Consider the following 25,681-nt stretch of genomic DNA (forward strand, 5'->3'; position numbering starts at 1 on the left):
CAATCATTGTAAAAGATCCTTCTTTATATAGTAAATCTCCCATTAGCGCAATTAGCTTTCATTCGTGGAATTGACACCTTCTTCCTTCCACTTATCCTTAATACTGACAAAGAACTCCTTCCCAAACACCATCCCCACACCAACAATTCCACCCAAAAAAGTCCAAATCACCAGAATTATAGTTCGTCTAGGTTTTGATTTTTCGAGGGGAATGGATACCGGTTCAATAATGGTAAAAACAGGCGTATCTTCTTTTACCTGTATTTTTTGGGTTTCCAATTGTTTGGCCAGTTCGGTATACACCGATGAAGCCATGGAAAAATCTGATTGCAAGCGTTCCAATTGGGTTTGAGCTACAGCCGAGCTTACGTTCTTGTTTTGATCTCGAAATCGGGCCAATTTAACTTGTACTGCATTAAATACGGCTTCCTTTTCGGCAAAACGTTCCTCCACAAAATCCAATTGATCTTTTGCTTTTTGAATTTTAAAATCGATAATAGCTTGCTGCAAAAGCTTCTGGGCTTTTTTGGCCAGTTGAGCGGCGGCTTTAGCCTCCGGCATGCAGGCAGATAAGGATACGTAACCGTCTTTGTCGTTTACTTCCAAAGACAATTGAGCTGTTAGGATTTCGATGAGCTGCTTTTCTTCCATGGAAATAGATAAAATTTCATCTGAAGAAGACGCAAGCGTTGCGTCTGTACTATTTCCTTTAATGGCTTTGATGGTGGCTCCAATAATGAGGCCGGGTAAGCCGATGCTGTATTTTTTAATGTAGCCCAATAATCCAGGCTTTTTGATTTCCAGATAGTAGTCTGCAAATGTTACTTCCCCGCTTTGTCCTTCAATAGAAAGAAGGGTTTGCATCAATTCTTTTTGGAAAGAAATGCTTTTGATTATTTTGGGGTATAATGTTGGGGGGATGCTTGATCCTCCGCCCATGCTTCCCAAATTAATTCCTGCCATGGCTGCCAGTCCGCCTAAGCCACCCAATTTTGATCCGCCTTCGGCCGATTGTGGTACCATGGTGGTGGTAGCTGTGTATTCCTTGGCCGAAAAAATGGCGATGAATAAGCCCAGTACCATAAAGATAAGGGTAGTACGGATTACGGTTCGGCGGCCGTTCCAGAGGGTCTTAGCCAACTGAATTAAGTCGATTTCATCCTCACGGTTGGCACTAGTTGTTTCTGTATGTTTGGATTCTTGTATTTCTTTCATTGCTCTATAATGATGACGCTAATTAAGGCCAATTACACTAATGGATCCTTTTTGCGTTAATTTATCGTTAGTGATTAATTCTTTTCAATTGTATTAACAAATCGCTTATATTTTAGTGAACGTTCACCAAAATTGATTAACAAGCCTAATTGATAGTTTGTCGCTTTCAGATAGTTTATCGTCTGTTGCTCATCAATTTTCAATAAAATCGTTTTACTTTTCAGTTCAACTATAATTGAACCAAAACAAATAAAATCTGCTTTGAAGTATTTATTCATTTTTTCGCCATCGTAATAAAGTTCAAGTTTCTTCTCTTTAACAAATGGTATATTTCTCTTCTTAAATTCTTTACCCAACGCCTCAGCATAAACACTTTCCAAAAAGCCAGATCCTAATTGACTATGAACATTCATACAAGCCCCAACAATTGCATAACACTCATCCTTATGTAACAAGTCAACCATTAGCGTAATTAGTTTAAATTCGTGCAATTCATAGTATGCAGATTGCTTCGTCGTACCTCCTCGCAAAGACATTCATTGAGAGGGGGAACTTTATCTGGTAGCCACCGCCATGGCGGTAATTAATGCTGCTAAGGTGGATGCAATGGCCAACCATTTACTTGCACTCGCGGCTTTATCGACTTCGGGTTTTTCAGGAACGATGATCTCGCAACCTGGTTCTACCTTGGGGAAACGACGGCCAAAAAGTCCTCCTTTGGTAGCCTGAGTAGTTCCGTTGGCATACAAGACGTATACTTTTCCTTTTTTGGCCCGTTCTGAAAAACCACCACTGCCGTTCACGTAATCTTTTAATTTTTTCTGTTGGGTGAAGGTATGTGCCACCGGGCTCAAAACAGAACCGGATACCATTACGGTCTCCAACTTGGAAGGCACCAAGATCTGATCGCCGCCCTGCAGCTGTAAATCTTGTACGGCTCCTGGATTTGCAAGAATAGTCGCCAAATCGATTCCTACAATCTGATAGCTCACCTTTTCAATCTCTTGACCCATCATGGTGGTATCCTGAGCCACAATGGCCAACTTGGCCTGATATTCGGCCTCACTCATCTCTATTCTTCTTCGCAAAGAGGCTCCCCTCACATAAGCTTCAGGAGTAATTCCTCCTGCTCTTCGGATGATATCCGATATTTTTTCATCCTTACGGGTAATTCCAAAATCGCCGGCATATTTTACTTCTCCCTGAATGTTGGCAACTCCTTGTGGGCGGTATCCCGGTGCACGGCGAACGTATACCTTATCGAAAGGCTGTAAGAGAAAGGAATCATCCTGAGGATTTAATTTCAAATTTCGATCCAATGAAAATTGGAAGGTATGCAGTAAAGATTTTGTCAATTCGCTTGTTTCGTCATAATCCAACACTCGACTCACCTCAATACCCGCAACTTCGGCTTCCTCTTTAAAACCACCTGCCTGAAAAATCAAATCTCCAATGCGTAAATTCTCTGCCCATGCAAAGGTTCCGGCAAACTGAACTTCACCAACAATCTCAACCGTGCGTGCCTCACGCATATCAAATATGGATGAAATCTGAACCCGATCTTCCCGTTGAAGTTCAAAATCAATTTTTCCATTCACAACATCACGAACTGAAAAAGAAACAGCCTTCAGACTCAGATCTTCCTGCTTTCTTGTAATTACTGCCCGTTCCATAAAAGCTTCTTCCTTGAGTCCTTCCGCTTTTTGAATCAATTCCGAAAGCTGCAAACCTTCGGTTAATTCGTAATTCCCTGGTCGGTATACTGCACCATCAATACTTACCCGGTTTTCGAAACGTTCGGTAAGCATTCCTGCAACCAATCTGTCACCATTCATCAATTGAACCTGATCGTATTGATCTGAAGAGACTCCTTTAAAAGTAAGTGTTCGGGTATTGTTACGGTACAATTCCAAACGGTGAGTGTATGCTTTATCCGTAAAGCCACCTGCAAAACGAAGCAAATCGGCTACTGTTTCATCGCTTTGCGCCTCAAACAAGCCAGTCCGTTTAAATTCGCCTTCCACTCTCACTCTTTTGGCATAAGGACGAACCAAAACCACATCCTGATCGCGTAACTGTATGTTGTTTTGAGTTTTTCCATCAATTAAATAAGCGTATACATCTACACTGCACACCAATTTTCCATCGCGCAAAACATCAATGGAACGAAACGATCCATTTTCATTGGGCCCTCCGGCCAAGTACAAGGCATTAAAAGCTGATGCTGTGGCTGGCAAGGAGTAGGTGCCTGGTAAATTCACTTCACCAATTACGTTTACCTTCACCCCTTTTAGGTTACCCATACTAACATCAGAGAACGTATTTGGACGATCGTCACCCATGCCATTGTAGATGGAAATCAATCTGTTTTTAATTTTTTGCTGTGCATCTTTAAAAGAAATACCATACACATGAACAGGCCCTAAGTCTGGAATAGAAATGGCGCCGTTTTTTTGAACTGTTAACTGATAATTTTGCTGAGAGGCTCCATAAACAGCAATATTCACCTCATCGCCTATTCCTAAAGCGTAGGATTCAGAAACCGGTACGTCCATTGTCGGTTCGAAACTTAAATTTTTTGAATTGAAAAATTGAAAGCCAAAAATCTCTTTATTTTTATCAGTGGCTTTAAAGGCTACTTTCTCAGAAAGCTTTTCCTCCGGCACCAAAATCTCTTCCAATTCATCGTCCTTGGTGACTCCGTTTCTCTTTCCACTTTTATACTCGCTGATCTTTTTCACCATTTGATCGATCTGCAACTGAGAAGCTCCTCTGGCTCTTGCCAATGCCATTGCCCCTTCCATGCTCATGCCATTTTTCTCCATTTCGGCAATCAATTTTTCTATCTGAGCGTCGCTCATTGCCTCAACATTTACACTTGCAGGATTGATATTTGTGTTTTGAGAGTTTGCAGCCCCAAGTACTAGTAGCGCAAACAAGCAAGTCAGAAACATTTTTTTAATCGACCCAATCATAATTTCAATAACATTTATAGTGTGTACTATTAATTCTTATCAGCTATATCCGTTTTGTTTTGACAAAACCCTATTTCAAAAAGACGAAAGTTTTTTTTCGTAGCGCAAAAATAAGCAACCGATCTCCAATTCCCTAATTTTTTTAGCCATTTTACTTCCAATTTTTAACGAACATATTCAATTGACTAATTAATTGGGTGCAATAGTAGTATTTTTCACCCTTTATACGGCCTGTCAAATGTGCCAACTGACCTTTCTCTTCCTTTTTCAGCATTCAATAGTAGTGAAGTTCTGTTAACAATAACCGAATCTCCTAAAACTATCAAACGGCCTATTGCAAGTCTTAACTACATCATCAATATGTAATTGCAAACGATCCCGTGGAGCAAAAAAAACAGGATTAGTAAATTTATGACGGTGATTAAAGGCTCTTTTTTGTACTTAAAAGAAAAAACAGGCCAAAAACACCGATTAAATTATAATGCCCGAAAATAATTCTGTAATTTTGCGTAGGGTAAACAATTGCATGTTCGGTAAATCATTACAAACTGTTCTTTTTTTCAACTTGGCAGATTTGACAGGTCTATATTAAATGTATTATTTATACTTTTGCAAAACATACATTACAGCTAAGTCTATAATCAACAAAATATTTTATGTACCCTTTCACACACTACTTCTACATCATTGCAAGTTTCTTATTTTCATTGCTCGTTTGTTACCGTGTAATTCCATCTGTTATCAAGTTGGCTAGGGAAAAGAAACTTTACGACGAACCCAATCACAGATCTTCTCATAAAAAAGTGGTTCCCTCATTGGGAGGTGTTGCCATTTTCCTTGGATTTACATTATCCGTATTGATATTTAGTAATGGATACATGATTCATGAATTGAAATACATTATTGCTGCCACCCTAATCATGTTTGGATTGGGAATTAAAGATGATCTTATGGATATTTCGGCTAAGAAAAAATTGGCTGGACAAATTTTCGCGGCTCTTGTTGTTATTGTCATGGGTGGTATTCGGTTCACCAATTTCCACGGAATTTTTGGCATTCATGAACTCAACTATTTTACGAGTGTCGTCTTTACCATTTTTGTTATTATCGTTGTAACCAATGGCTTTAATTTGATCGATGGAATTGATGGTTTAGCTTCTGGAATTAGTGGTTTATGCACCTTTAGTTTTGGATTGTGGTTCTATCTTACAGGAAACTATCAGTATGCTCTTCTTTCAGCAAGTTTATTGGGAGCTTTAATTTCATTTTTCAAGTTTAATGTCTTTGGAAAGGATCTGAAAATTTTCATGGGTGATACCGGTTCCATGATATTAGGTTTGCTAATTTCAATACTGACCATTCAATTTAACGAACTTAATATTAATCCTGATTTTAAATATGCGATTGTAGCTGCCCCTGCAGTATCAATTGGAATTTTAGCAATTCCCTTATTTGATACAATACGCGTAATGCTAATTCGTATTAAAAACAAAAAATCACCTTTTCAACCAGATAAAAACCATGTGCATCACCGTATGGTCAGCTTAGGTTACAAACATGCAGCTGCAACTTTTCGCATTATGGCCGTAAACATTCTTTTTATAGTCACTGCTTTTCTTTTAGACTGGACTGGAAATGCGATCCTTTTAAGTTTAGTTATCTGCATGGGATCATTTTTCTCCTGGTTTCCTTCTTACTTATTAAATAGAAAAAAAGCTAAAGAAGCTGCATTACAAATCAAAAAAGAAGTATTGCAAACAAAAAAAGAACCCGCAGTACAAACAAAAAGAGAATCTGAAATGAAAACAAAAAAAGAATCCGCTTTTCAAACGACATAGAACATCCTATAATACACAACAGAACGCTTTCGTGAAAACGGAGGCGTTTTTTTTGATTTTTATCCCCCTCCCTACAACAGCTAAAGCAGTTGGCAATGGATGAAGTTACAAGAGAAATATCTTCAAAATGGGAGAATTGGAAAACAATGCTCTGATTGGACTTTAGACTTTGGACTTTCGACTTTCGACTTTCGACTTTCGACTTTCGACTTTTGGACTTTGTATTTCCCGGCGCAAATGAGGATCGAATTCCTAATATACATTTTAGCGTGCGCCGATCCCGTATCTCATCATTTAATCCCAGGGTGGCATTCGCTTCGCTCCCTTACCCTGGGCTATTATCTTTGAGCCCTTCAGGCTCCGAAAATATGCGATTTTCAATTATAGACAGGACTTTTGGACTTTGGACTTTCGACTTTTGGACCATTCGACTTTTCAAACCCCTTCCCTGCAACAGCTAAAGCAGTTGGCAATGGATGAAGTTACAACAGAAATATCTTCCCAAAATCATGCTCTGATTGTACTTTTGGACTTTCGACTTTCGACTTTCGACTTTTCGACTTTTCGACTTTGTATTTCCCGGCGCAAATGAGGATCGAATTCCTAATATACATTTTAGCGTGCGCCGATCCCGTATCTCATCATTTAATCCCAGGGTGGCATTCGCTTCGCTCCCTTACCCTGGGCTATTATCTTTGAGCCCTTCAGGCTCCAAAAACATGCGATTTTCAATTATAGACAGGACTTTTCGACCATTCGACTTTTCAAACCCCTTCCCTGCAAAAGCTAAAGCAGTTGGCAATGGATGAAGTTACAACAGAAATATCTTCCCAAAATCATGCTTTGATTGTACTTTTGGACTTTCGACTTTAGACTTTAGACTTTCGACTTTTCGACTTTGTATTTCCCGGCGCAAATGAGGATCGAATTCCTAATATACATTTTAGCGTGCGCCGATCCCGTATCTCATCATTTAATCCCAGGGTGGCATTCGCTTCGCTCCCTTACCCTGGGCTATTATCTTTGAGCCCTTCAGGCTCCAAAAACATGCAAGTTTCAATTTATAGTCAGGACTTTGGACTTTTGGACTTTGGACTTTTGGACTTTGGACTTTTGGACTTTGGACTTTTGGACTTTTGGACTTTGGACTTTAGACTTTTGGACTTTTCCAGACCTTTCCAGACCCTTCAAGACTTTCGAACCCCTTCCCTACAACAGCTAAAGCAGTTGGCAATGGATGAAGTTACAACAGGAATATCTTCCCAAAATAATGCTTTGATTGTACTTTTGGACTTTAGACTTTTGGCCTTTTGGACCTTGTATTTCCCGGCGCAAATGAGGATCGAATTCCTAATATACATTTTAGCGTGCGCCGATCCCGTATCTCATCATTTAATCCCAGGGTGGCATTCGCTTCGCTCCCTTACCCTGGGCTATTATCTTTGAGCCCTTCAGGCTCCAAAAACATGCGATTTTCAATTATAGACAGGACTTTCGACTTTTCGACTTTTTGACTTTTTGACTTTTTGACTTTTTGACTTTTTGACTTTTCAAACCCCTTCCCTACAACAGCTAAAGCAGTTGGCAATGGATAAAGTTACAACAGGAATATCTTCCCAAAATCATGCTCTGATTGTACTTTTTGACTTTCGACTTTCGACTTTTCGACTTTTGGACTTTGTATTTCCCGGCGCAAATGAGCATCGAATTCCTAATATACATTTTAGCGTGCGCCGATCCCGTATCTCATCATTTAATCCCAGGGTGGCATTCGCTTCGCTCCCTTACCCTGGGCTATTATCTTTGAGCCCTTCAGGCTCCAAAAACATGCGATTTTCAATTATAGACAGGACTTTTGGATTTTGGACTTTGGACTTTCGACTTTTTGACTTTTTGACTTTTCGACTTTTCAAGCCCCTTCTAAACAAAAATGACCAACTCAATCATGAGTCAGTCATTTGTGTTTTTTTAAAGAAAGGCAAACCTATAAGCCGGGTCCTGTATTCTCCGAAAAGAATTTCTATCATTTATCTAGGACATTTGTCACCAAATGCCTCAAGCAATCCACCCCCCGAACATCAGCCGAGTCAGCCTACATACGCCGGTGTACTTGATCTTGCAACACATAAGGCACACAGCCACCAATGTCACCACCAGTGCTGGTGAGCTCTTACCTCACCTTTTCACCCTTACCCGAAGGCGGTTATTTTCTGTTCCACTACTAAGGCCTTTCAACCTTCTTCCCGTTAGGAAGTATGTTACTCTTTGTTGCCCGGACTTTCCTCTCCTTTTTGCAAAGCAGCGATAGAACGGTTTGCCGAGGCCAAAAGTAAGTCAAAAAGATTCAAGGAACAAGGAAAAAGGAAGGAACAAGGGGAAAGGAGTAAGGAAAAATTAAGGAACAAGGGACAAGGAGAAAGGGGCAAGAACCAAGGGAAGATTAAGAAACAAGGGACAAGGAGAAAGGAACAAGGAAAGATCAAGGAACAATAATTTACACACTTTATGAGATAGTGTCTGGAATTCTACTGGATACTACTTTTTTATTCTTGGAAGTCTTGTTATAAATTGTACCTAGTATCCTGATTAACTCATTGGATTCTTTTTCCAAGACAGCCCAATTTATTTTTTGATTATCAATAGCAATAATAATTCTGATCCAATAATTGGTTTCACGGATTTCCTTCAGAGAGATGCCAACTTTATTGGCAAAGTCGGCTTTTGAAACAGCTCCCTGAGCTTCTTCGTAATTTGCCCCGACAGAAGTTGCTGATTTAAGAATTTGGTAGGATATCACCTGATACTCTTTCGAATTTGGAAGATTTCGGACTTCTTTAATTATATCAATTGAAAACTGGAAAAGACGCTTTTGTAAATTATTCTCCATCTAATTTATTTTTCCTTTTAGCTTACACACCTTAAGGGATACTCCTTTCTTGGAAGTCTTGTTATAAATTGTACCTAGTATCCTGATTAACTCATTGGATTCTTTTTCCAAGACAACCCAATTTATTTTTTGATTATCAATGGCAATAATAATTCTGATCCAATAATTGGTTTCACGGATTTCCTTCAGAGAGATGCCAACTTTATTGGCAAAGTCGACTTTTGAAACAGCTCCCTGAGCTTCTTCATAATTTGCCCCGACAGAAGTTGCTGATTTAAGAATTTGGTAGGATATCACCTGATACTCTTTCGAATTTAGAAGATTTCAGACTTCTTTAATTATATCAATTAAAAACTGGAAAAGACGCTTTTGTAAATTATTCTCCATCTAATTTATTTTTCCATTAACCTCCTTAACCACCAACTTCTCACCTAATTCTTTCCTTATCCCTTTACTTTTCCTTCGGTTTTTCCAGTTACTTGATTTTTTCCTTGAAACTTGGAATTTGTTTTTTCCTTACCCCTTATTACTGTTACTTATTATTCCCTTTATCCTTCAATTTATCTTGCTCCTTGAAACTTGTTCCTTATTTTTTCCTTTTTCCTTCAATTTTCCTTATCCCTTGAAACTTATTACTCGTTTTTCCCTTTTCCTTGTTCCTTGTTCCTTGATTTCTCCTTGTTTTCCTTTGTTCCTTGTCCCTTGCTACTTGAAACTTGTTCCTTGTCCCTTGCTACTTGAAACTTGTTCCTTGTTTTCCCTTGTCCCTTGTTACTTGTTACTTGTTCCTACAACTTCACGATAAACGCATCGCCGTAGCCTTTTTCGCGTATTTCGCGCAATTCGCGACGACAAACCCAATAATTATCGTAGTCACCGTAGAAATAGCGATACAATTCATCTTCCTGATCGAATCTTCTTGTCAGATTCTTAATTGTGAGACGCTTCACACTCATCTCCGCTTTGCTTGCAAACACCTGTATGGTAAAATGTGCATTTACCGAAAGGCTTTCTGTAACAGCACCAACTTTCGAACTTGATGGAGTTTTAACTCTTGCTTGAGTAAACCCGAGATCTTTCAATTTTTGAACTGCTTCGTCAGCAAGCGCTTTATCGTTAAATTCTCCAATTTCGATGACATAGAGTGGTTTTTCGGATATCTTTAATCGGCCCAACTCATAATAATAGTCAACATATTCTTTCCCTCTCATTTTTCGCCCCATGTTATAGGATCCGGTTTGATTCGAGGCTATTTCCATCTTAGTATTCACTTTTTGTACTTCTCTTACTTCCGCTAACTTGCCTTTGTTGACTACAGCAACTACTGCATTTGGAAAATCTACTATAATTTTTTCTTTCAGATACTTCTTGGCATCACCTACATCTTCAAATCGACCCAATACGTATTGAAACTTTCCATTCGCCTCTAAAATTTTCACTGAGTTATGAGGGGAAAAACTTTCTGCATTCAGAATATCTTTGCTCTTTTGAAGAAGAATTGTGTAAAAATAGGCATTGCCTATATTTGTCAGCTTACCAATTGCAATTTCGGCGGCTTTATTTTTTGGAACCGTTTGAGTGGTAATATTCTGCTTTTTTGTTTGATCCTGATCGATACTTTCATTATCAAGAACTCTTGCAATTTGCTCCTTGGAGAATTCGGAATTTAAATCTAAAACTTTTGCGTCAGCATAACCATACGATTTTATTTCTTCGGCTAACTTCTCTGCGCTACTTATCGAATTGGTTAAACCGGCTACATAATGATACTCACCATCTTTCCCACTCAACTCAACAACATCATCCATCTCCTCAAAATAGTCCGTGTATACGGGATATTTAAATTTAGCTATTTCCACGCCATAGGTTGAACCTCCTGCGGTAGAGCTAGTCAAATTAATATCGAAAAAGGGAGAAAAGAAACCAATCGTCCCCACGGTCAAGAAAAAACAAAGTAAAAAATAGATATTCCTCATAACAGATGGCAGTATAGAGTGTCGGATTAATGCTTAAAAATAACAAAAATTAACAGTAGTAAATATAATAAAATCATTAATTAATGAAAATTAATATTATAAAAGTGAATCTCTGCATAAGAGGCAGCAACTAATTGCTTTACAATACAAAAATCAATTCCAATCTTCGATTCTCTTGATGCTCTTTTTCAGAACATTCCGAATCATCAAAACAGCCATTCAGGATAAACTCCTCACCCCAAGCACCAAGCTCAATAACAGAAGGTTTCATCCCTTTGCCCACCAAATATTTTTTGGCTTCTGCTGCTTTCTGTAAGGAAATATCCAAATTCATTTGCTCCATTCCTTTTGAGTCGGAATGTCCATTTATCTTGATGCCCAATTCGGGAAATTCTTTCCAGAACCGGTACAAGCGATCCAAGATCTTTTTAGCATCCTCGCTAAAATCATCCACGTTCTTCTCAAAATAGATGTTTTGAAAGGTAATCTTCTTATCAGGATATGCTATTGGCATCAATTCCGACACAAAATTAAATTGATTCGTCTCAACTATTCGATCCAAATTTACTTCTACATTCATCTTTTTATTGGATGGATAATACTCGATGATCTGATCAATATATCCTGATTTTTTAACTGCGATCTCGTACAATATCCCCTTATCGAATTCAGATTTTGGGATTTTAAAAGAGATTTCACCTTCACTATTCTCCTTATTTTGAAGAGTAATTTCCTTATTTTCAAAAGCCTTCCGAACAGAGATATTCACATCTTTAATGAACTGCTTAGATTGCTTGTCCTGAACAAGAATCTGAACACTTTCCGTAGTCTCTTTTTTCAATTGATAAATTCGATCCCGCAAGCCTTTATCCTCACGGTCAGAAACAAATAATTGAATGTTACCATCAGGAATATCTAGAATAGAGTAATCAGAATATTGAGAATTATAAGGCGCTCCCGGATTCACAACCTGAGCCCAAGCACCATTCTCATTTTTTGAAGTGAAAAACAAATCTAACTGACCATAACCCGCGCGCCCATCGGACGAAAACCACAACTGATTATTAGACAGCATTCGTGGATAAATCTCGTTTTGTGCCGAATTGATAGATACCCCTAAATTCTTTGGCTCGGTCCATTTACGACCCTCTTGTTGACTTACATACAAGTCCATTCCACCATACCCGCCTTCCATATCTGAGGAAAAATACATCGCTTTTCCATCGGGGGATAAAAATGGATAGCAGCAGGAATATTTACGATTGCAAAAAGCCAGACTCTTCTTCGAGATCCACTCTCCCTTTTGCTTTTTGGCAATCGCAATTTCCATTTGCTGTTTCCCCTTTCGAACGTACCAACGGGTATAATACATCGTATTTCCATCGGGAGAAATGCAAACTGCTCCAAGATCTGTTTTAGGTTCCAATGTACCGGCAAAAGATTTTGAAGAAGCAAATTCTAAACCTTCACCTGAAGCAATAAACAACTGGTAATTTTTATCTGATTTGATTGTACTACTGCCGGTATCAGAATAAATAATTCCTTCCGGCTGCAAAAAAATACCCAAACACTTTCCCTTGGGCTGCACTCCTATTGGTATAATTTTCGAATCCTGATTTTCATTTCTAAACTCAATCAATTCACGGACAACACCTACCCTATTTTGAATTTCGGCAGGCTCTGCCCCTAACTCGCCGGCTCTTTCGATAAAAAGAACCGCTGCCGCAAAATTATCTTTAGCCAGATATATTTGAGAAAGATGAAGTAAATCCGTCGAAATTTTCTCTTCTTCCTTAATGCTATTAAAAAACTTCTCCGATTCATCGTAGTTCCCCAAAATAAAGTAGCATTCAGCAATCTTTCGAATGATTACAGTATTTTTTTCCTTGGAATTTTTAAAGTGAATGATGGCTTCTGCGAACTCTTTTTTTAGAAAAGCTTTATCCCCTTTTTTTTCGAATTTACTTTGAGCAAAGAGGACATTGTAAAGGAGTAAGAATAGAACTAGTAGTTTTAGCTTGTGAATCATATCCGGCTAGATTTAAGAAAAACATAAACTAAATTTAAGTGTTTTAAACACAATAACAAAACAGAGATTAATAAAAAGCGGGAACTTCCTAAGCTTTTGATATTCAAACACCCCTCTCCCTATCGGGCCCTCGAAAGATTTCGGAATCACCTGAAAAGGGAAAACTATAACAATCAAATTTTCAAGACTTAGAGGCCTTTGGATCTTTGAATATTCCGGCGCAAATGAGAATCGCTTTCTATAAATGCATTCCATCTTGCGCCGATCCCGTATCTCATCATTTAATCCCAGGGTGGCATTCGCATCGCTCCTTTACCCTAGGCTAAGATCTTTGAGCCCTTCAGGATCCAAAAATATGCAATTTTCAATTTAGACACAGGACTTTTAGATTTTCGACTATTTGACTTTTCGACTCTTAAACCTTTGTATTTTCCGGCGCAAATGAGAATCGCTTTCTATAAATACATTCCATCTTGCGCCGATCCCGTATTTCATCATTTAATCCCAGGGTGGCATTCGCTTCGCTCCTTTACCCTGGGCTAAGATCTTTGAGCCCTTCAGGCTCTTATCAAAACTACAATCACATTAGACATTGGACTTTTGACTTCTGTACCATTGGACTTTTTGGACCTTCGACTTTCGACTATTGGACTATTGGACCTTTCGACTCTTAAACCTTTGTATTTTCCGGCGCAAATGAGAATCGCTTTCTATAAATACATTCCATCTTGCGCCGATCCCGTATTTCATCATTTAATCCCAGGGTGGCATTCGCTTCGCTCCTTTACCCTAGGCTAAGATCTTTGAGCCCTTCAGGCTCCAAAAACATGCAAGTTTCAATTTAGACACAGGACTTTTGACTTCTGTACCGTTGGACTTTTTGGACCTTCGACTTTCGATTATTGGACTATTGGACCTTTCGACTCTTAAACCTTTGAATATTCCGGCGCAAATGAGAATTGCTTTCTATAAATACATTCCATCTTGCGCCGATCCCGTATCTCATCATTTAATCACATTAGACATTGGACTTTTGACTTCTGTACCATTGGACTTTTTGGACCTTCGACTTTCGACTATTGGGCTATTGGACCTTTCGACTCTTAAACCTTTGTATTTTCCGGCACAAATGAGAATTGCTTTCTATAAATACATTCCATCTTGCGCCGATCCCGTATCTCATCATTTAATCCCAGGGTGGCATTCGCTTCGCTCCTTTACCCTGGGCTAAGATCTTTGAGCCCTTCAGGCTCTTATCAAAACTACAATCACATTAGACATTGGACTTTTGACTTCTGTACCGTTGGACTTTTTGGACCTTCGACTTTCGACTATTGGGCTATTGGACCTTTCGACTCTTAAACCTTTGTATTTTCCGGCACAAATGAGAATCGCTTTCTATAAATGCATTCCATCTTGCGCCGATCCCGTATTTCATCATTTAATCCCAGGGTGGCATTCGCTTCGCTCCTTTACCTTGGGCTAAGATCTTCGAGCCCTTCAGGCTCCGAAACATGCAAGTTTCAATTTAGACACAGGACTTTTGACTTCTGTACCGTTGGACTTTTTGGACCTTCGACTTTCGACTATTGGACTATTGGACCTTTCGACTCTTAAACCTTTGTATTTTCCGGCGCAAATGAGAATCGCTTTCTATAAATGCATTCCATCTTGCGCCGATCCCGTATCTCATCATTTAATCCCAGGGTGGCATTCGCTTCGCTCCTTTACCCTGGGCTAAGATCTTTGAGTTCTTCAGGATCTTATCAAAACTACAATCACATTAGACATTGGACTTTTCGACTTTCGACTATTGGACTATTGGACTATTGGACCTTTCAAGACTCTTCTAGACTTACAAACCCCCTTCCCTGCAACAGCTAAAGCAGTTGGCAATATTATAAAAGTTACAAAACAGATATCTTCCCAAAACCATGGGCTAAAGCCACATGGTAATTTAAATCCCTCTTTCTATTTTAGACTGTCAGTATTTTTGATCTTCAAAAAAGAAGGATTAGTAAACTATGCTCTGATTGGACCATTCGACCTTTCGACCTTTCGACTTTTCTAGACTATTCTAGACCCTTCAATTGGCATTCGCTTCGCTCCTTTACCCTGGGCTAAGATCTTTGAGCCCTTCAGGCTCTTATCAAAACTACAATCACATTAGACATTGGACTTTTGACTTCTGTACCGTTGGACTTTTTGGACCTTCGACTTTCGACTATTGGACTATTGGACCTTTCGACTCTTAAACCTTTGTATTTTCCGGCACAAATGAGAATCGCTTTCTATAAATACATTCCATCTTGCGCCGATCCCGTATTTCATCATTTAATCCCAGGGTGGCATTCGCTTCGCTCCTTTACCCTGGGCTAAGATCTTTGAGCCCTTCAGGCTCCGAAAATATGCAATTTTCAATTTATATACAGGACTTTCGACCTTTGGACTTTTCGACTTTCGACTATTGGACTATTGGACCTTTCAAGACTTTTCCAGACCCTTCCAGACCCTTCAAGACCATTTGACCTTATTTATTCCTTCATCAGCAAAGAGCTATCTCCATAACTCAGAAAACGAAAATTATTCTCCAGTGCATATCGGTAAATCTTTTTCCAATTATCACCAACGAGTGCCGAAATTAAAAGCAGAAGTGTACTTTGTGGTTGATGAAAATTCGTTACCAAACCCGAGATGACTTTAAAATCATATCCTGGGGCAATAATAATCTGAGTTGCTGCATTAAATAGAGTTAAATCATTCTTCTCCATATGGCTGCATATTGCTTGATATGATTCCTTTACACTGTAATTAATAGGCAACTGATAGGCTTCCCACTGTTTGAGTAAATGTGGATTTTCTTGCTGAGTCAATATTTTTACTCCCATCCAATACAAACTCTCTAAACTTCGCACAGAAGTAGTCCCGACAGCAACAATTTGCCCCGTAGTCTTACTAATACTTTCAAGACTCTCACGGGTAACCTGAATGTGCTCAGTGTGCATTTCATGATCACCAATCAGCTCCGATTTCACAGGTTTAAATGTTCCAGCTCCTACATGCAGGGTCAATTCTTCTCTATTGATATTTTTTGCCTTCAATCGCGAAAAAACATCCTCGGTGAAGTGTAAACCTGCTGTTGGCGCAGCTACAGAACCTTCATATTTTGAATAAACAGTCTGATATCGAACCAAATCCGTCGCTTCCGTATCACGATTTAAATAAGGAGGAATTGGAATTTTACCGGTTTGTTCCAGCACATCACTAAAACTTAGACTTGGATGATTCCAAGTAAAAAGAATTTCCTGAGCTCCATCCAATACCTCTTGCTGCTCTGCTGTCAAACAATACTCTTCCTCGTCAAGGTAAAAAGGCATCTTCAATACTCCAAACTTCCACTTTCGTGCATTTCCTACAATACATTTCCAGGTTGAAGACCCACAAGCTTGAAAAGCCAAATTATAATCGGCTGGCTTTAAGGGCTCCAAACAGAATATCTCAATTCTGGCTCCTGTTTCCTTATGAAATATCAATCGAGCCTGAATCACTTTGGTATTATTAAATACCATAGTAGTACCATCAGCAATTTCCGAAGGCAAATTTTCAAACACAGATTCAGAAATCTCCCCCTTTTTATAAATCAGTAATTTTGACAAATCCCTGTTCTCTAAAGGGTGTTTGGCTATCCTATGATCTGGAAGATCGTAGGTGAAATCGGCAATTTGAATTTGCTTGGCATCCAAACTATTAGTATTGATATTACAATCCATCTGTTTCTTAATTAATCGAGCTTTATTCCCAATAAAATAGGGGCTTTACATTTTGATCGGCAAAAATAGCTAACTTTGTCGGGAATAGAAAACCCGTTGACTATTTTCAATTTTTGAAAACCAACAAAATACAAAAATAGCCAACCCAAATTAGATAATAAGATGCAAATAAATTCAGGAGATAAAGTTCGTTTTTTAAATGAGACTGGTGGCGGTATCGTTACCCGAATTATTGATGCCAAGACAGTTATGGTCTTAAACGACGAGGATGAATTTGAGATTCCAAGCTTAAAAAGAAATTTGGTTGTAATTGAATCCGCAAGTACTGGAAATTCACCTCAATTGAAACAAAGTAATTCTACGAGTGCTTCCTTTACATCCACAAAACAATCATTATTTGTTGAAAAAGAAGAAGTTTACGCGGCTTTTGCCCCAAAAGAATCATCTACCCCATCGGAAAGTCCATTGGAATTGTATTTAATTAACGATACCAATCAAATTATTTTGTACAATTTCTTTGATGAAAAAGGAAACGGACTTGAAGGAGTAACCGCAGGAACTCTTGATCCTAAATCGAAAATACTTTTAGCTGAGTACGAAATAAAAGAACTAGGCGAACTAACCTGCTGTCAATTTCAAATCATTTTTTATCAGCAAGGAAAATGCACACCTAAATCTCCTTTGAACCGCACTCTTAAAATACAAGCTGTTAAGTTTCATAAATCATCGAGCTATAAGGATACTGCCTATTTTCATCAGGAAGTAATACTTCATAAACTTACAGGTGAGATTATGGAACAGAAGCTAGAGGAACTTAGTGATAAGGATTTCAAACAAGTAATTCGGGAAAAAGGAAAATCAGAAAAAGCGAAACCAGCACTGAAGAAAAATAATTCTGATAACAACATTGTGGAAGTAGACTTGCACGTCAATGCTTTAATTGATTCAGTAACCGGCTTATCAAATGCTGATATTCTTGAATTACAGATGAATAAATTTCATGAGGTATTGCGTCAGCACCAAAACGATAAGGGTAAAAAAATTGTATTTATTCACGGTATTGGAAATGGCACTTTAAAACAACATGTTCATAGCGAGCTTAAAAGAAAATACAAAAAACACTACGAACAAGACGCCTCGTTTAAAGAATATGGATGGGGAGCTACCATGGTAACTATTCGATAAAAAGAAGAGTCCTGAAAAGTCTAGAAAGGTCTTGAAGAGTCTAAAAAGTCCAAACCGTTAAAAGGTAACTGTCTAAAAACTAGCAACGAAATAATAAAGACGCAAAATATTGCGTCTTTATTTTTATATTAGATTATGGTCGAAAACTTAGAAGAATAGTATCCTGCTTATGAATGCAAAAAGGATTTAATTGGCTCAAAACAGGCCAAAAAGGCTAAAAACCCTAATACAGCAATTACAATTCCTGAAATTTTGTTGATCCAAAATAACTGCTTCAATCTGAATTTCTTGCGGAATATATTAATAATAGTAGATAAAGTATACCACCACAATCCACCTCCCAATAAAACACCTAAAATCAGAAACAATTCAATTCGAAGGGTGGGATTAGTTCCAAAAATAGACGTACCTGCAAAAACGGCTACAAATACAAAAACGGCAATGGGATTCGATGCAGTAAGGAAAAAAATGGAAACAAAATCGCCTAACATTCCCTTCTTTCCAGTTTTTTTGGCTCCTCTTATTTGCTTTATCGGATTTGTAAAAAAAATACGTAAGCCAACATAAACCAAAAAAACGCTACCTACTAATTGCAAATAGAACTCCTGAGTTTCAATAAAGCTAAGCACCATTCCCAATCCAAAAGCGGCAACCGTAGCGTAAAACATATCGGCAACAGCAGCTCCCATACCCGAAACGAAACCAGCCAAACGACCTTTCTGAATGGTTTTTTGAATAATTAACACGCCTATTGGACCTAATGGTATGGAAACCATCAAACCCACAATTATTCCTTTAAATAAATATTGAAAATCCAACTAGTAATCTTTTTCAGTTAACAAAATTGCCTGCAAAGGTCGTAAAATATATGCTAAAAACGGACATCTTCGGATGAAAATCTTTTCATAATCGAATCATCATTAAATTCCTTCGACAAAGACTCAATTACTTTAATAGGTACATTAAATAAATCGACTACGATTAAACCATCCAGACAATCATTAAAATTGGGATCTATGTTAAAGCCTACAATCTTAGCATTCAATGAAATGTACTTTTTAAGCAGAACTGGCAACTTGTCATTTGTAATTTCAAAATCACCAATCAGTCTATCCAATTTATTAATGTCATTCTTGGCCATTTCTAATAAAATATCTACATCCAGACCTTTTATTTTTACCTTAAATTTCTTCCTCGATTTTATATACTGGCCTAAATCGTAATTAAAATAATTACGCATAATAAATTTAATGATCAGGTCTTTCGACAAGTTAGAATACTTATTACTAATACTAACCGGCCCAATCAAATAACGCGACTGTGGATTTTTCAGCAAAAAATACAGAATCCCTTTCCAAAGTAAAAACAGAGGCATTGGCTTTTTTTGATACTCTTTCACAATAAAAGAACGCCCCAATTCCAATGATTCATGAAGAATAGGCTGAAATTTTTTGCTTATACGAAACAGGCTTTGTAGATAAAAACCTTTTAAACCATACTCCGAAAGAATTTCATTTCCCTTGCCTACCCGATAGGCACCTACTATTTTTTTCAGTTCCTCATCCCAAATAAAAAGCTGATGATAATACAAATCATACTCGTCAATATCAATTCCAAGATTTGTTCCTTCACCAACTTCCCGAAAAGTAATTTCCCGCAATCGGCCTATTTCTGTCAGCACATTAGGCATTTGAGCTGAAGGAGCACAGTACACAACAAAATTATTGGTTTTAAAAAGCAAATATTCCTGAGCTAGTCCTTCTACCTCTCGTTGAATAATCTCTGGGTTTACAGGAGGTATAATGTCTTCCACCTTCGCAATCTTTTCCTTGCGTTTGAATTGATAAAACTTTTTCACTTCAATGGGTGTTCCCAGCATATAGGTCTTTGCTCGCAAAAAACGACCATATTGATTGATATCTGTGAATCCTTCCTGATCCTTTACTGGTATTGGGTTGCCGATACGAATCCGAACGATTTTATTTTTCTTATTTAATAGTTCCGAAGGTAATTTCACAGTTCGCAGCGCGGGATGAATCATCCCCAACAAATGGAAAATCAAACTATTGCTTCCCTGAAAATAAATTGGAACAACAGGAACTTCAGCCTTCTTAATAAATTTAAGAATAGAAGGTTGCCATTGTTTATCAGTAATGTTATTTGTGTGAGACTGATAAGAAGACACCTCTCCGGCAGGAAATATCCCTAATGGAAAACCATCACTTAAATGACGAAGTCCTTCTTTAATACCACCGGTACTCGAAGCAACACCCTTTCTTTCCTCGAAAGGATTTACGCCTAAAAAGTAATCTTTTATTGGCTCTATCTTTTTCAACAAGAAATTAGCCATCACTCTAAACTCTGGACGAACCATACAAACCAGCTTAATTAAGATTAAGCCATCAATTCCCCCAAACGGGTGATTTGATATTGTCATGAACGGACCTTCCTTAGGTATACGCTTTAATTCTTCCTCATCAAATTCGAATTTAATTCCTAAATCCTCTAGCAATGCATCTATAAATTCAAGACCTTCTTTGCCACAGTTTGCCGAATACAAATCATTCAATTTATTCAATCGAAGAACATACATTAACAATTTCGCGAAACTCTCACCACCAAGCCAGTTCATGTTCTCACTGGCTTTCAATAAATCTTTTGCATCAACCAACTTCATATGTAATAAGGTCTATTAAGGTTGTCCCAATAAGTATCGGGAGTGACAAGCTAAATCAATTGGCATCTTAGACAAAGCGCAAAATGAAATAGTATATCTATAGTTTTATTATTTAAAATATTTCTTTCCAGTAACAAGGTAACAACATTGGCATGCTAATCAAACTAAAAATTGCAGACCTTTTCAACCGGATAAAAATAGTATTATTTATCAATACTCAAGTCCATTATTCGATTAAAAAAACAACATTTACTGTTAATTACAAAGACTGATCACGCCAGTTTCCATCTGCAAAAACACGAACTGACTCAAACCCAATACCTTTAAGCAACCCGATGGCTGAATCGAAACCTGAAACTAATTCGTCTGCATGATGAGCATCACAGCTGACAGTTACAGGTATTGCCCTCTTTTCACATTCTTTCAGAAAATAAGAATCAGGAAAAAAAGAACCCGATTTCTTCTTGTAAATCCCTCTGGTATTGACTTCAACGATGGTGCCCGAAGTCTTAATCACCTCAATTGTTTTGTCTAATAAAGCAACATACCATTTCTCGTCTTCCGAAAAATAACGGCCCTTATTGTTCATTTTAACTTTATCAACATGTGCAATTACATCAGGCTTTTGAGTTTTAATAAGATCAATTACCTGATTGTAGTAAGCACTTACAGCCTTTTTCACATCCCCATCAAACAAAACCTCAATACCATGAATATAATTTGTATCCGGCCCATCGAGAAACCAAAACTCAGATTCATACTTTGCTTTCACCAAATGAACGGAACCAATCGTGTAATCTAAATTAGATTCCCTTTTGAACTCGTCAAATGATCTTGTAACACCTGGAATATAATCAATTTCGAGAGACACATAAACCTCTATTTGCGATTTGTATTTTTGTTTTAACTCTTGTACTTCGGCAATATAATCTTCCAGCATATCCATTGACATACTCCAAGATTCCTTTTTAGGCAATGGAGCATGCGACGAAAAGCCAATTGCGGTAAGACCGAGCTCAATAGCTCTTAACACCAGTTCTTCAGCAGTACTTTTACCATCACAATATTGAGTGTGGGTATGATATGAAAAATAATTCATCATTCTAATTTAGCAAAGCAAAGATACTCTAAGCGATCAATATCACAAAGCAATTTCCCGCTAAACATGCGTTTCACAGACGAAATAGGACAACAATAGAAGGTAATTATTGTTTGGAATTAATTTTATTTTCCAGGACGATAAAATCCTTCTTTAAAATCTTTATAAATAATACTATCTTTGCAGTAATTTCGATACTTATGACAGAGAACAACAGATTACACATAGATAAATGGCTTCCTACATCTGCTAAGGAAGTAAAAGAAAGAGGCTGGGAAGAATTAGATGTAATTCTATTTAGTGGCGATGCCTATATTGATCATCCATCGTTTGGAGCTTCTGTTATTGGAAGAGTTCTTGAAAAAGAAGGACTTAAGGTCGCCATTGTGCCACAACCGAACTGGCGTGACGACTTGCGCGATTTTAAAAAACTAGGAGTACCCAAACTTTTCTTTGCGGTAACTGCCGGCAATATGGATTCTATGGTGAATCATTATACTGCAAACAAAAGATTGCGACATGATGATGCCTACACTCCTGAAGGAAGACATGGGCAAAGACCTGACCGTCCGACAATTGTGTATTCTCAGATTCTTAAAAAACTCTATCCTGATACCCCCATCGTTATTGGAGGTATTGAAGCTTCATTAAGAAGAGTAACACATTACGATTACTGGGATGATGAATTAAAGCCCAGCATACTATGTGAAAGCGATGCTGATTTATTGGTTTACGGAATGGGTGAAAAACCCTTGAAGGAAATCGTTCGATTAACAAGAAAAGGAGTTCCCTTCTATTCTTTAACTAATATTCCTCAAACCTCATTTTTGGTTTCAAAAGACGAATCTTATCCAACAAAAAAACAATGGCAGGATCAGGAATTGTATTCACATGAAGATTGCCTGAACGACAAGAAAAAATTTGCGAGTAATTTCCGTTACATTGAAATGGAATCGAATGCCATGATGGCAAAAAAATTAACTCAAGACTATAAAGATCAGAGCATAATTGTAAATCCGCCTTACCCGGTTATGAATGAAAAGGAAATGGATGAGGTTTATGATTTACCATATACCCGATTGCCACATCCCAGGTACAAAGACAAGAAGATTCCTGCTTTTGATATGATTAAATTCTCTGTTAACATGCACAGAGGTTGTTTTGGTGGCTGTTCATTCTGCACCATTTCTGCACATCAAGGAAAATTTATTGCCAACCGATCCGAGAAATCGATATTGAAAGAGGTTGAAAACATCACTAAAATGCCTGATTTCAAAGGCTACCTTTCCGATTTAGGAGGTCCTTCGGCCAATATGTATCAAATGAAGGGGATTTTTGAATCCATATGCAAAACCTGCAGAAGACCTTCATGCATACACCCGGATGTTTGCCCAAATTTGAACACAAATCATCAGGCAATGCTTGATATCTACAAAAAGGTAGATCAGGTTCCCGGAGTTAAAAAATCATTTGTTGGCAGTGGAATTCGTTATGATTTAATTCTTCACCAAACAAAAGATGCCAAAATCAATAAATCAAACCGGGAATATGCAACTGAATTGATCAAGAATCACGTATCAGGAAGATTAAAAGTTGCACCAGAGCACACTTCTGATGAAGTTTTAAATGTGATGCGAAAACCATCTTTCAATTTATTTTACAAACTAAAAGCTCTTTTTGACGATATCAATAAAAAGGAAGGTTTAAACCAACAATTAATTCCTTATTTCATTTCAAGTCATCCGGGAAGTCATGGTACCGACATGGCAGATCTTGCAGTAAAAACCAAAGAACTTGATTTTAAACTGGAACAGGTTCAGGATTTTACTCCTACACCAATGACTGTAGCTACTGTAATTTACTACTCTGGTTACCATCCATACACTTTAAAGAAAGTATTTACAGCAAAGAGTGTAAAAGAGAAGCTGTCGCAACGAAAATTCTTATTCTGGTATAAAAAGGAATATCGCGAAGCTATAAAAACAGAATTGATAAAAATGGGTAAAAAAGACATGCTAACCAAGCTATTCAAGTAGTTAGACTACTAAAAACAGCCTTTGATAACATTCTTAACGCGATTGAAAACCTCTTTTGTTTATTTGCGTATATTAGAGCAATTAACTCTAACGACTTTACATGACTAAACTCTACTTAAAGACTACTTCAATTGCGTTATTCATTCTTCTTGTGTTTTTTGTGATTTCGTGTAATAAATCAAAAGAGGACAGAACAAATGAGAATGCCATAGAATTAATGGCGAATCAAAAATACACCCTAGCAATTAAGGAATTCTCATCAATCATTAAAGATGATAAGAACTACCTTCCGGCCTATTACAACAGAGCCATTTGTTACTCTTTTTTAAACAAGAACAGGGAAGCAATCAACGACCTTAATTTCGTGATTACCAAACAGAAATTTGAAGAGGAAGCCTATCTAAACAGAGCAATCCTATTTGAAAATCAGAAAAATTACGAGTTGGCGATTAAAGACTACTCACACTTACTCTCAATAAACCCAAGAAACACAAAGGCTTTGCATTTCCGCGGAATTTGCAAGTATTACATGAGAAATTACAAAGGAGCAGTCAAAGACTACGATTTATCAATAAAATACGGCATGAACTCTTCTGGTGTCTATTACAACAAAGCTGTTGCATTAGATTGCATGGAACAATACTCTAAGGCAATCAATTACTATGATAAGGCGATAAAAATCGACACAAAATTAAAACGTGCTTACTTTGCCAGAGGAATTGCCAATTTAAAAAATGGAAATAAAGAAGCAGCTATTTCGGACATTAAGCAATCAGAAAAATTAGGGTTTAAGAAAGCCAGGAACATTCTAAAGCAAATTACAGGCTAATTATTCAACAGCCATATATAGTTTCCCTTGCCAAGTATCTCTCTCTACCAATTTCTTGTCAAGCTTATTAACAAACTCAAAATTTTTGATGCCCCATTTAGGAGCGATCAACCAGCCTTTAGGTGCCTGATTAATGAAGCGTTCCAAGGTTGTTTCCGGGTTGATTCGTTCAATAACATCCACTACAAAGTCCAAATACTCTTCCATTTCGAACAGATGAAACTTTTCTGGCTCTACATCATATTCTTTGGCCATTGCTGTGCTGTTAAGAATTTGCAACTGATGCATCTTGAGCGTATCAATTGGTAAGTTTGACAACTTCACTGCATGATCTATCATCATTTGTGGTGTGTCGAACGGAAGACCATTCACCAAATGAGCTCCGATATGAATTCCACGATTCGAAGTTCTCATTATCGTTTTCTCAGCTTCCTGATAGGTATGACCTCGATTTATAGACGCCAAAGCATTATTATTAACCGATTCCACACCGTATTCAATACTGATATAATAATCTTTTGCCAATTCCTCCAAATAACTTAAAAGAGAATCAGAAACGCAATCGGGTCGGGTACCAATTACCAAACCAACTACTTTTTCATGAGACAAAGCCTCTTCATAAATTCGTTTTAAATGGTCAATCGGTGCATAGGTATTTGAATAAGCCTGAAAATATGCCAGATAATACTGTGCTTTGTATTTGGTGTTAAAAAAATCTATGCCTAGCAAAATTTGCTCTGTAATTGTTTTCTTAGGACTACAGTAAGCTGGATTAAAACTATTGTTATTACAATAAGTGCAACCTCCTACCCCTTTGCTTCCATCCCGATTTGGACAAGTAAAACCAGCATCGATAGATATTTTCTGAACTCGTTCCGAAAACCTTCTCTTAAATGAACTAGGAAAATCATTATACCTCTTATTAGTACCCCACTTAAAATTCTTATCCGTCATAATCTTGCCTAAATGTGATGCAAAAGTACAAAAGAAATCCATTTTTATAATATTGATCTGCACTAATTGGAATTCATCGAGTGAAGTTCACTACATTCAATTATACAAAATAAAGAACTAAAATACAGGCACCTTCATTTTACACCTGGCGAGAATACACCCAAGTATGAAATCTCGTACAATAATTGTATTTTTACATCTGATTTTGCAA

16 protein-coding genes, 1 other RNA gene and 1 pseudogene are annotated in these 25,681 nt (G+C 37.6%); 5 read left to right on the forward strand and 13 right to left on the reverse strand.

From position 1 onward, the window contains the following. Positions 1-51: 51 nt before the first annotated feature. From ALGA_RS01265 to ALGA_RS01275, 3 genes are all read right to left on the reverse strand, one after another. Positions 52-1,215, reverse strand: a complete 1,164-nt coding sequence (locus ALGA_RS01265; RefSeq protein ID WP_096427577.1) for a Wzz/FepE/Etk N-terminal domain-containing protein — start codon at positions 1,213-1,215, stop codon at positions 52-54. Between the two features lie 74 nt (positions 1,216-1,289). Next, entirely contained in the window at positions 1,290-1,679 is a 390-nt protein-coding gene (locus tag ALGA_RS01270) for a GxxExxY protein (protein WP_173803983.1), read from the reverse strand. A 90-nt stretch (positions 1,680-1,769) separates the two neighbouring features. After that, positions 1,770-4,190: an SLBB domain-containing protein gene (locus ALGA_RS01275; protein ID WP_096427578.1), complete on the reverse strand. Its 2,421-nt coding sequence runs from the start codon at positions 4,188-4,190 to the stop codon at positions 1,770-1,772. A gap of 656 nt (positions 4,191-4,846) precedes the next feature. On the opposite strand from ALGA_RS01275, the gene ALGA_RS01280 reads away from it, so the two are divergent. Continuing rightward, entirely contained in the window at positions 4,847-6,028 is a 1,182-nt protein-coding gene (locus ALGA_RS01280; RefSeq protein WP_096427579.1) for an MraY family glycosyltransferase, read from the forward strand. A gap of 1,971 nt (positions 6,029-7,999) precedes the next feature. Here ALGA_RS01280 and rnpB read toward each other — a convergent pair. From rnpB to ALGA_RS01310, 5 genes and pseudogenes are all read right to left on the reverse strand, one after another. Continuing rightward, positions 8,000-8,349: RNase P RNA component class A (gene rnpB / locus ALGA_RS01290), an RNA gene on the reverse strand. A gap of 182 nt (positions 8,350-8,531) precedes the next feature. After that, positions 8,532-8,915 carry a four helix bundle protein gene (locus ALGA_RS01295; RefSeq protein WP_096427581.1) on the reverse strand — a complete coding sequence of 128 codons (384 nt, stop codon included), beginning with the start codon at positions 8,913-8,915 and terminating at the stop codon, positions 8,532-8,534. Further along, positions 8,916-9,218 (reverse strand): annotated as a pseudogene (locus ALGA_RS01300) (four helix bundle protein); the annotation flags it as partial. Between the two features lie 485 nt (positions 9,219-9,703). Then, positions 9,704-10,891: an SPOR domain-containing protein gene (locus ALGA_RS01305; protein WP_096427582.1), complete on the reverse strand. Its 1,188-nt coding sequence runs from the start codon at positions 10,889-10,891 to the stop codon at positions 9,704-9,706. Positions 10,892-11,030: 139 nt separating this feature from the next. Next, positions 11,031-12,920 (reverse strand): OmpA family protein, encoded by a 1,890-nt coding sequence (locus ALGA_RS01310; protein WP_096427583.1) that lies wholly within the window; start codon positions 12,918-12,920, stop codon positions 11,031-11,033. Positions 12,921-13,872: 952 nt separating this feature from the next. On the opposite strand from ALGA_RS01310, the gene ALGA_RS22725 reads away from it, so the two are divergent. Next, positions 13,873-14,151, forward strand: a complete 279-nt coding sequence (locus ALGA_RS22725; RefSeq protein ID WP_145957556.1) for a hypothetical protein — start codon at positions 13,873-13,875, stop codon at positions 14,149-14,151. Positions 14,152-15,454: 1,303 nt separating this feature from the next. On the opposite strand, the gene ALGA_RS01315 is transcribed toward ALGA_RS22725, so the two are convergent. After that, positions 15,455-16,690: an S-adenosylmethionine:tRNA ribosyltransferase-isomerase gene (locus tag ALGA_RS01315; protein WP_197705664.1), complete on the reverse strand. Its 1,236-nt coding sequence runs from the start codon at positions 16,688-16,690 to the stop codon at positions 15,455-15,457. A 162-nt stretch (positions 16,691-16,852) separates the two neighbouring features. Between ALGA_RS01315 and ALGA_RS01320 the strand changes: the two genes are divergently transcribed. Continuing rightward, the gene (locus tag ALGA_RS01320) at positions 16,853-17,875 is read left to right on the forward strand and encodes a Smr/MutS family protein (RefSeq protein ID WP_096427584.1); all 1,023 of its coding nucleotides are present in this window, start codon (positions 16,853-16,855) and stop codon (positions 17,873-17,875) included. A 167-nt stretch (positions 17,876-18,042) separates the two neighbouring features. On the opposite strand, the gene ALGA_RS01325 is transcribed toward ALGA_RS01320, so the two are convergent. From ALGA_RS01325 to hisJ, 3 genes are all read right to left on the reverse strand, one after another. Continuing rightward, a complete protein-coding gene (locus ALGA_RS01325) occupies positions 18,043-18,693 on the reverse strand; it encodes a LysE family translocator (protein ID WP_197705665.1) in 651 nt (216 codons plus the stop codon). 53 nt (positions 18,694-18,746) lie between these two features. Then, the gene (locus tag ALGA_RS01330) at positions 18,747-20,552 is read right to left on the reverse strand and encodes a lysophospholipid acyltransferase family protein (RefSeq protein ID WP_096427585.1); all 1,806 of its coding nucleotides are present in this window, start codon (positions 20,550-20,552) and stop codon (positions 18,747-18,749) included. 259 nt (positions 20,553-20,811) lie between these two features. Next, a complete protein-coding gene (hisJ, locus tag ALGA_RS01335) occupies positions 20,812-21,651 on the reverse strand; it encodes a histidinol-phosphatase HisJ (protein WP_162845361.1) in 840 nt (279 codons plus the stop codon). A 200-nt stretch (positions 21,652-21,851) separates the two neighbouring features. Here hisJ and ALGA_RS01340 point away from each other — a divergent pair, with 200 nt between their 5' ends. Together ALGA_RS01340 and ALGA_RS01345 are read left to right on the forward strand one after the other, a co-directional pair. Continuing rightward, positions 21,852-23,687, forward strand: a complete 1,836-nt coding sequence (locus tag ALGA_RS01340) for a YgiQ family radical SAM protein (RefSeq protein WP_096427587.1) — start codon at positions 21,852-21,854, stop codon at positions 23,685-23,687. A gap of 100 nt (positions 23,688-23,787) precedes the next feature. After that, entirely contained in the window at positions 23,788-24,516 is a 729-nt protein-coding gene (locus ALGA_RS01345; RefSeq protein ID WP_096427588.1) for a tetratricopeptide repeat protein, read from the forward strand. Here ALGA_RS01345 and ALGA_RS01350 read toward each other — a convergent pair whose 3' ends face one another. Then, positions 24,517-25,512 carry a TIGR01212 family radical SAM protein gene (locus ALGA_RS01350; protein WP_231706026.1) on the reverse strand — a complete coding sequence of 332 codons (996 nt, stop codon included), beginning with the start codon at positions 25,510-25,512 and terminating at the stop codon, positions 24,517-24,519. Between the last annotated feature and the right edge of the window lie 169 nt (positions 25,513-25,681).

Origin of the sequence: Labilibaculum antarcticum, from assembly GCF_002356295.1 — a bacterium.
GTDB classification, from domain to species: Bacteria; Bacteroidota; Bacteroidia; order Bacteroidales; family Marinifilaceae; genus Labilibaculum; species Labilibaculum antarcticum.

What these genes read in the sequence shown, in the direction of transcription:
- ALGA_RS01315 (WP_197705664.1), bottom strand. Translation starts at nt 16,690, where the DNA reads ATGGATTGTAATATCAATACTAATAGTTTGGATGCCAAGCAAATTCAA.
- ALGA_RS01270 (WP_173803983.1), bottom strand. Translation starts at nt 1,679, where the DNA reads ATGGTTGACTTGTTACATAAGGATGAGTGTTATGCAATTGTTGGGGCT.
- ALGA_RS01340 (WP_096427587.1), top strand. Translation starts at nt 21,852, where the DNA reads ATGACAGAGAACAACAGATTACACATAGATAAATGGCTTCCTACATCT.
- ALGA_RS22725 (WP_145957556.1), top strand. Translation starts at nt 13,873, where the DNA reads ATGAGAATTGCTTTCTATAAATACATTCCATCTTGCGCCGATCCCGTA.
- ALGA_RS01350 (WP_231706026.1), bottom strand. Translation starts at nt 25,512, where the DNA reads ATGGATTTCTTTTGTACTTTTGCATCACATTTAGGCAAGATTATGACG.
- ALGA_RS01330 (WP_096427585.1), bottom strand. Translation starts at nt 20,552, where the DNA reads ATGAAGTTGGTTGATGCAAAAGATTTATTGAAAGCCAGTGAGAACATG.
- ALGA_RS01295 (WP_096427581.1), bottom strand. Translation starts at nt 8,915, where the DNA reads ATGGAGAATAATTTACAAAAGCGTCTTTTCCAGTTTTCAATTGATATA.
- ALGA_RS01320 (WP_096427584.1), top strand. Translation starts at nt 16,853, where the DNA reads ATGCAAATAAATTCAGGAGATAAAGTTCGTTTTTTAAATGAGACTGGT.
- ALGA_RS01265 (WP_096427577.1), bottom strand. Translation starts at nt 1,215, where the DNA reads ATGAAAGAAATACAAGAATCCAAACATACAGAAACAACTAGTGCCAAC.
- ALGA_RS01345 (WP_096427588.1), top strand. Translation starts at nt 23,788, where the DNA reads ATGACTAAACTCTACTTAAAGACTACTTCAATTGCGTTATTCATTCTT.
- ALGA_RS01310 (WP_096427583.1), bottom strand. Translation starts at nt 12,920, where the DNA reads ATGATTCACAAGCTAAAACTACTAGTTCTATTCTTACTCCTTTACAAT.
- ALGA_RS01280 (WP_096427579.1), top strand. Translation starts at nt 4,847, where the DNA reads ATGTACCCTTTCACACACTACTTCTACATCATTGCAAGTTTCTTATTT.
- hisJ (WP_162845361.1), bottom strand. Translation starts at nt 21,651, where the DNA reads ATGAATTATTTTTCATATCATACCCACACTCAATATTGTGATGGTAAA.
- ALGA_RS01275 (WP_096427578.1), bottom strand. Translation starts at nt 4,190, where the DNA reads ATGATTGGGTCGATTAAAAAAATGTTTCTGACTTGCTTGTTTGCGCTA.
- ALGA_RS01305 (WP_096427582.1), bottom strand. Translation starts at nt 10,891, where the DNA reads ATGAGGAATATCTATTTTTTACTTTGTTTTTTCTTGACCGTGGGGACG.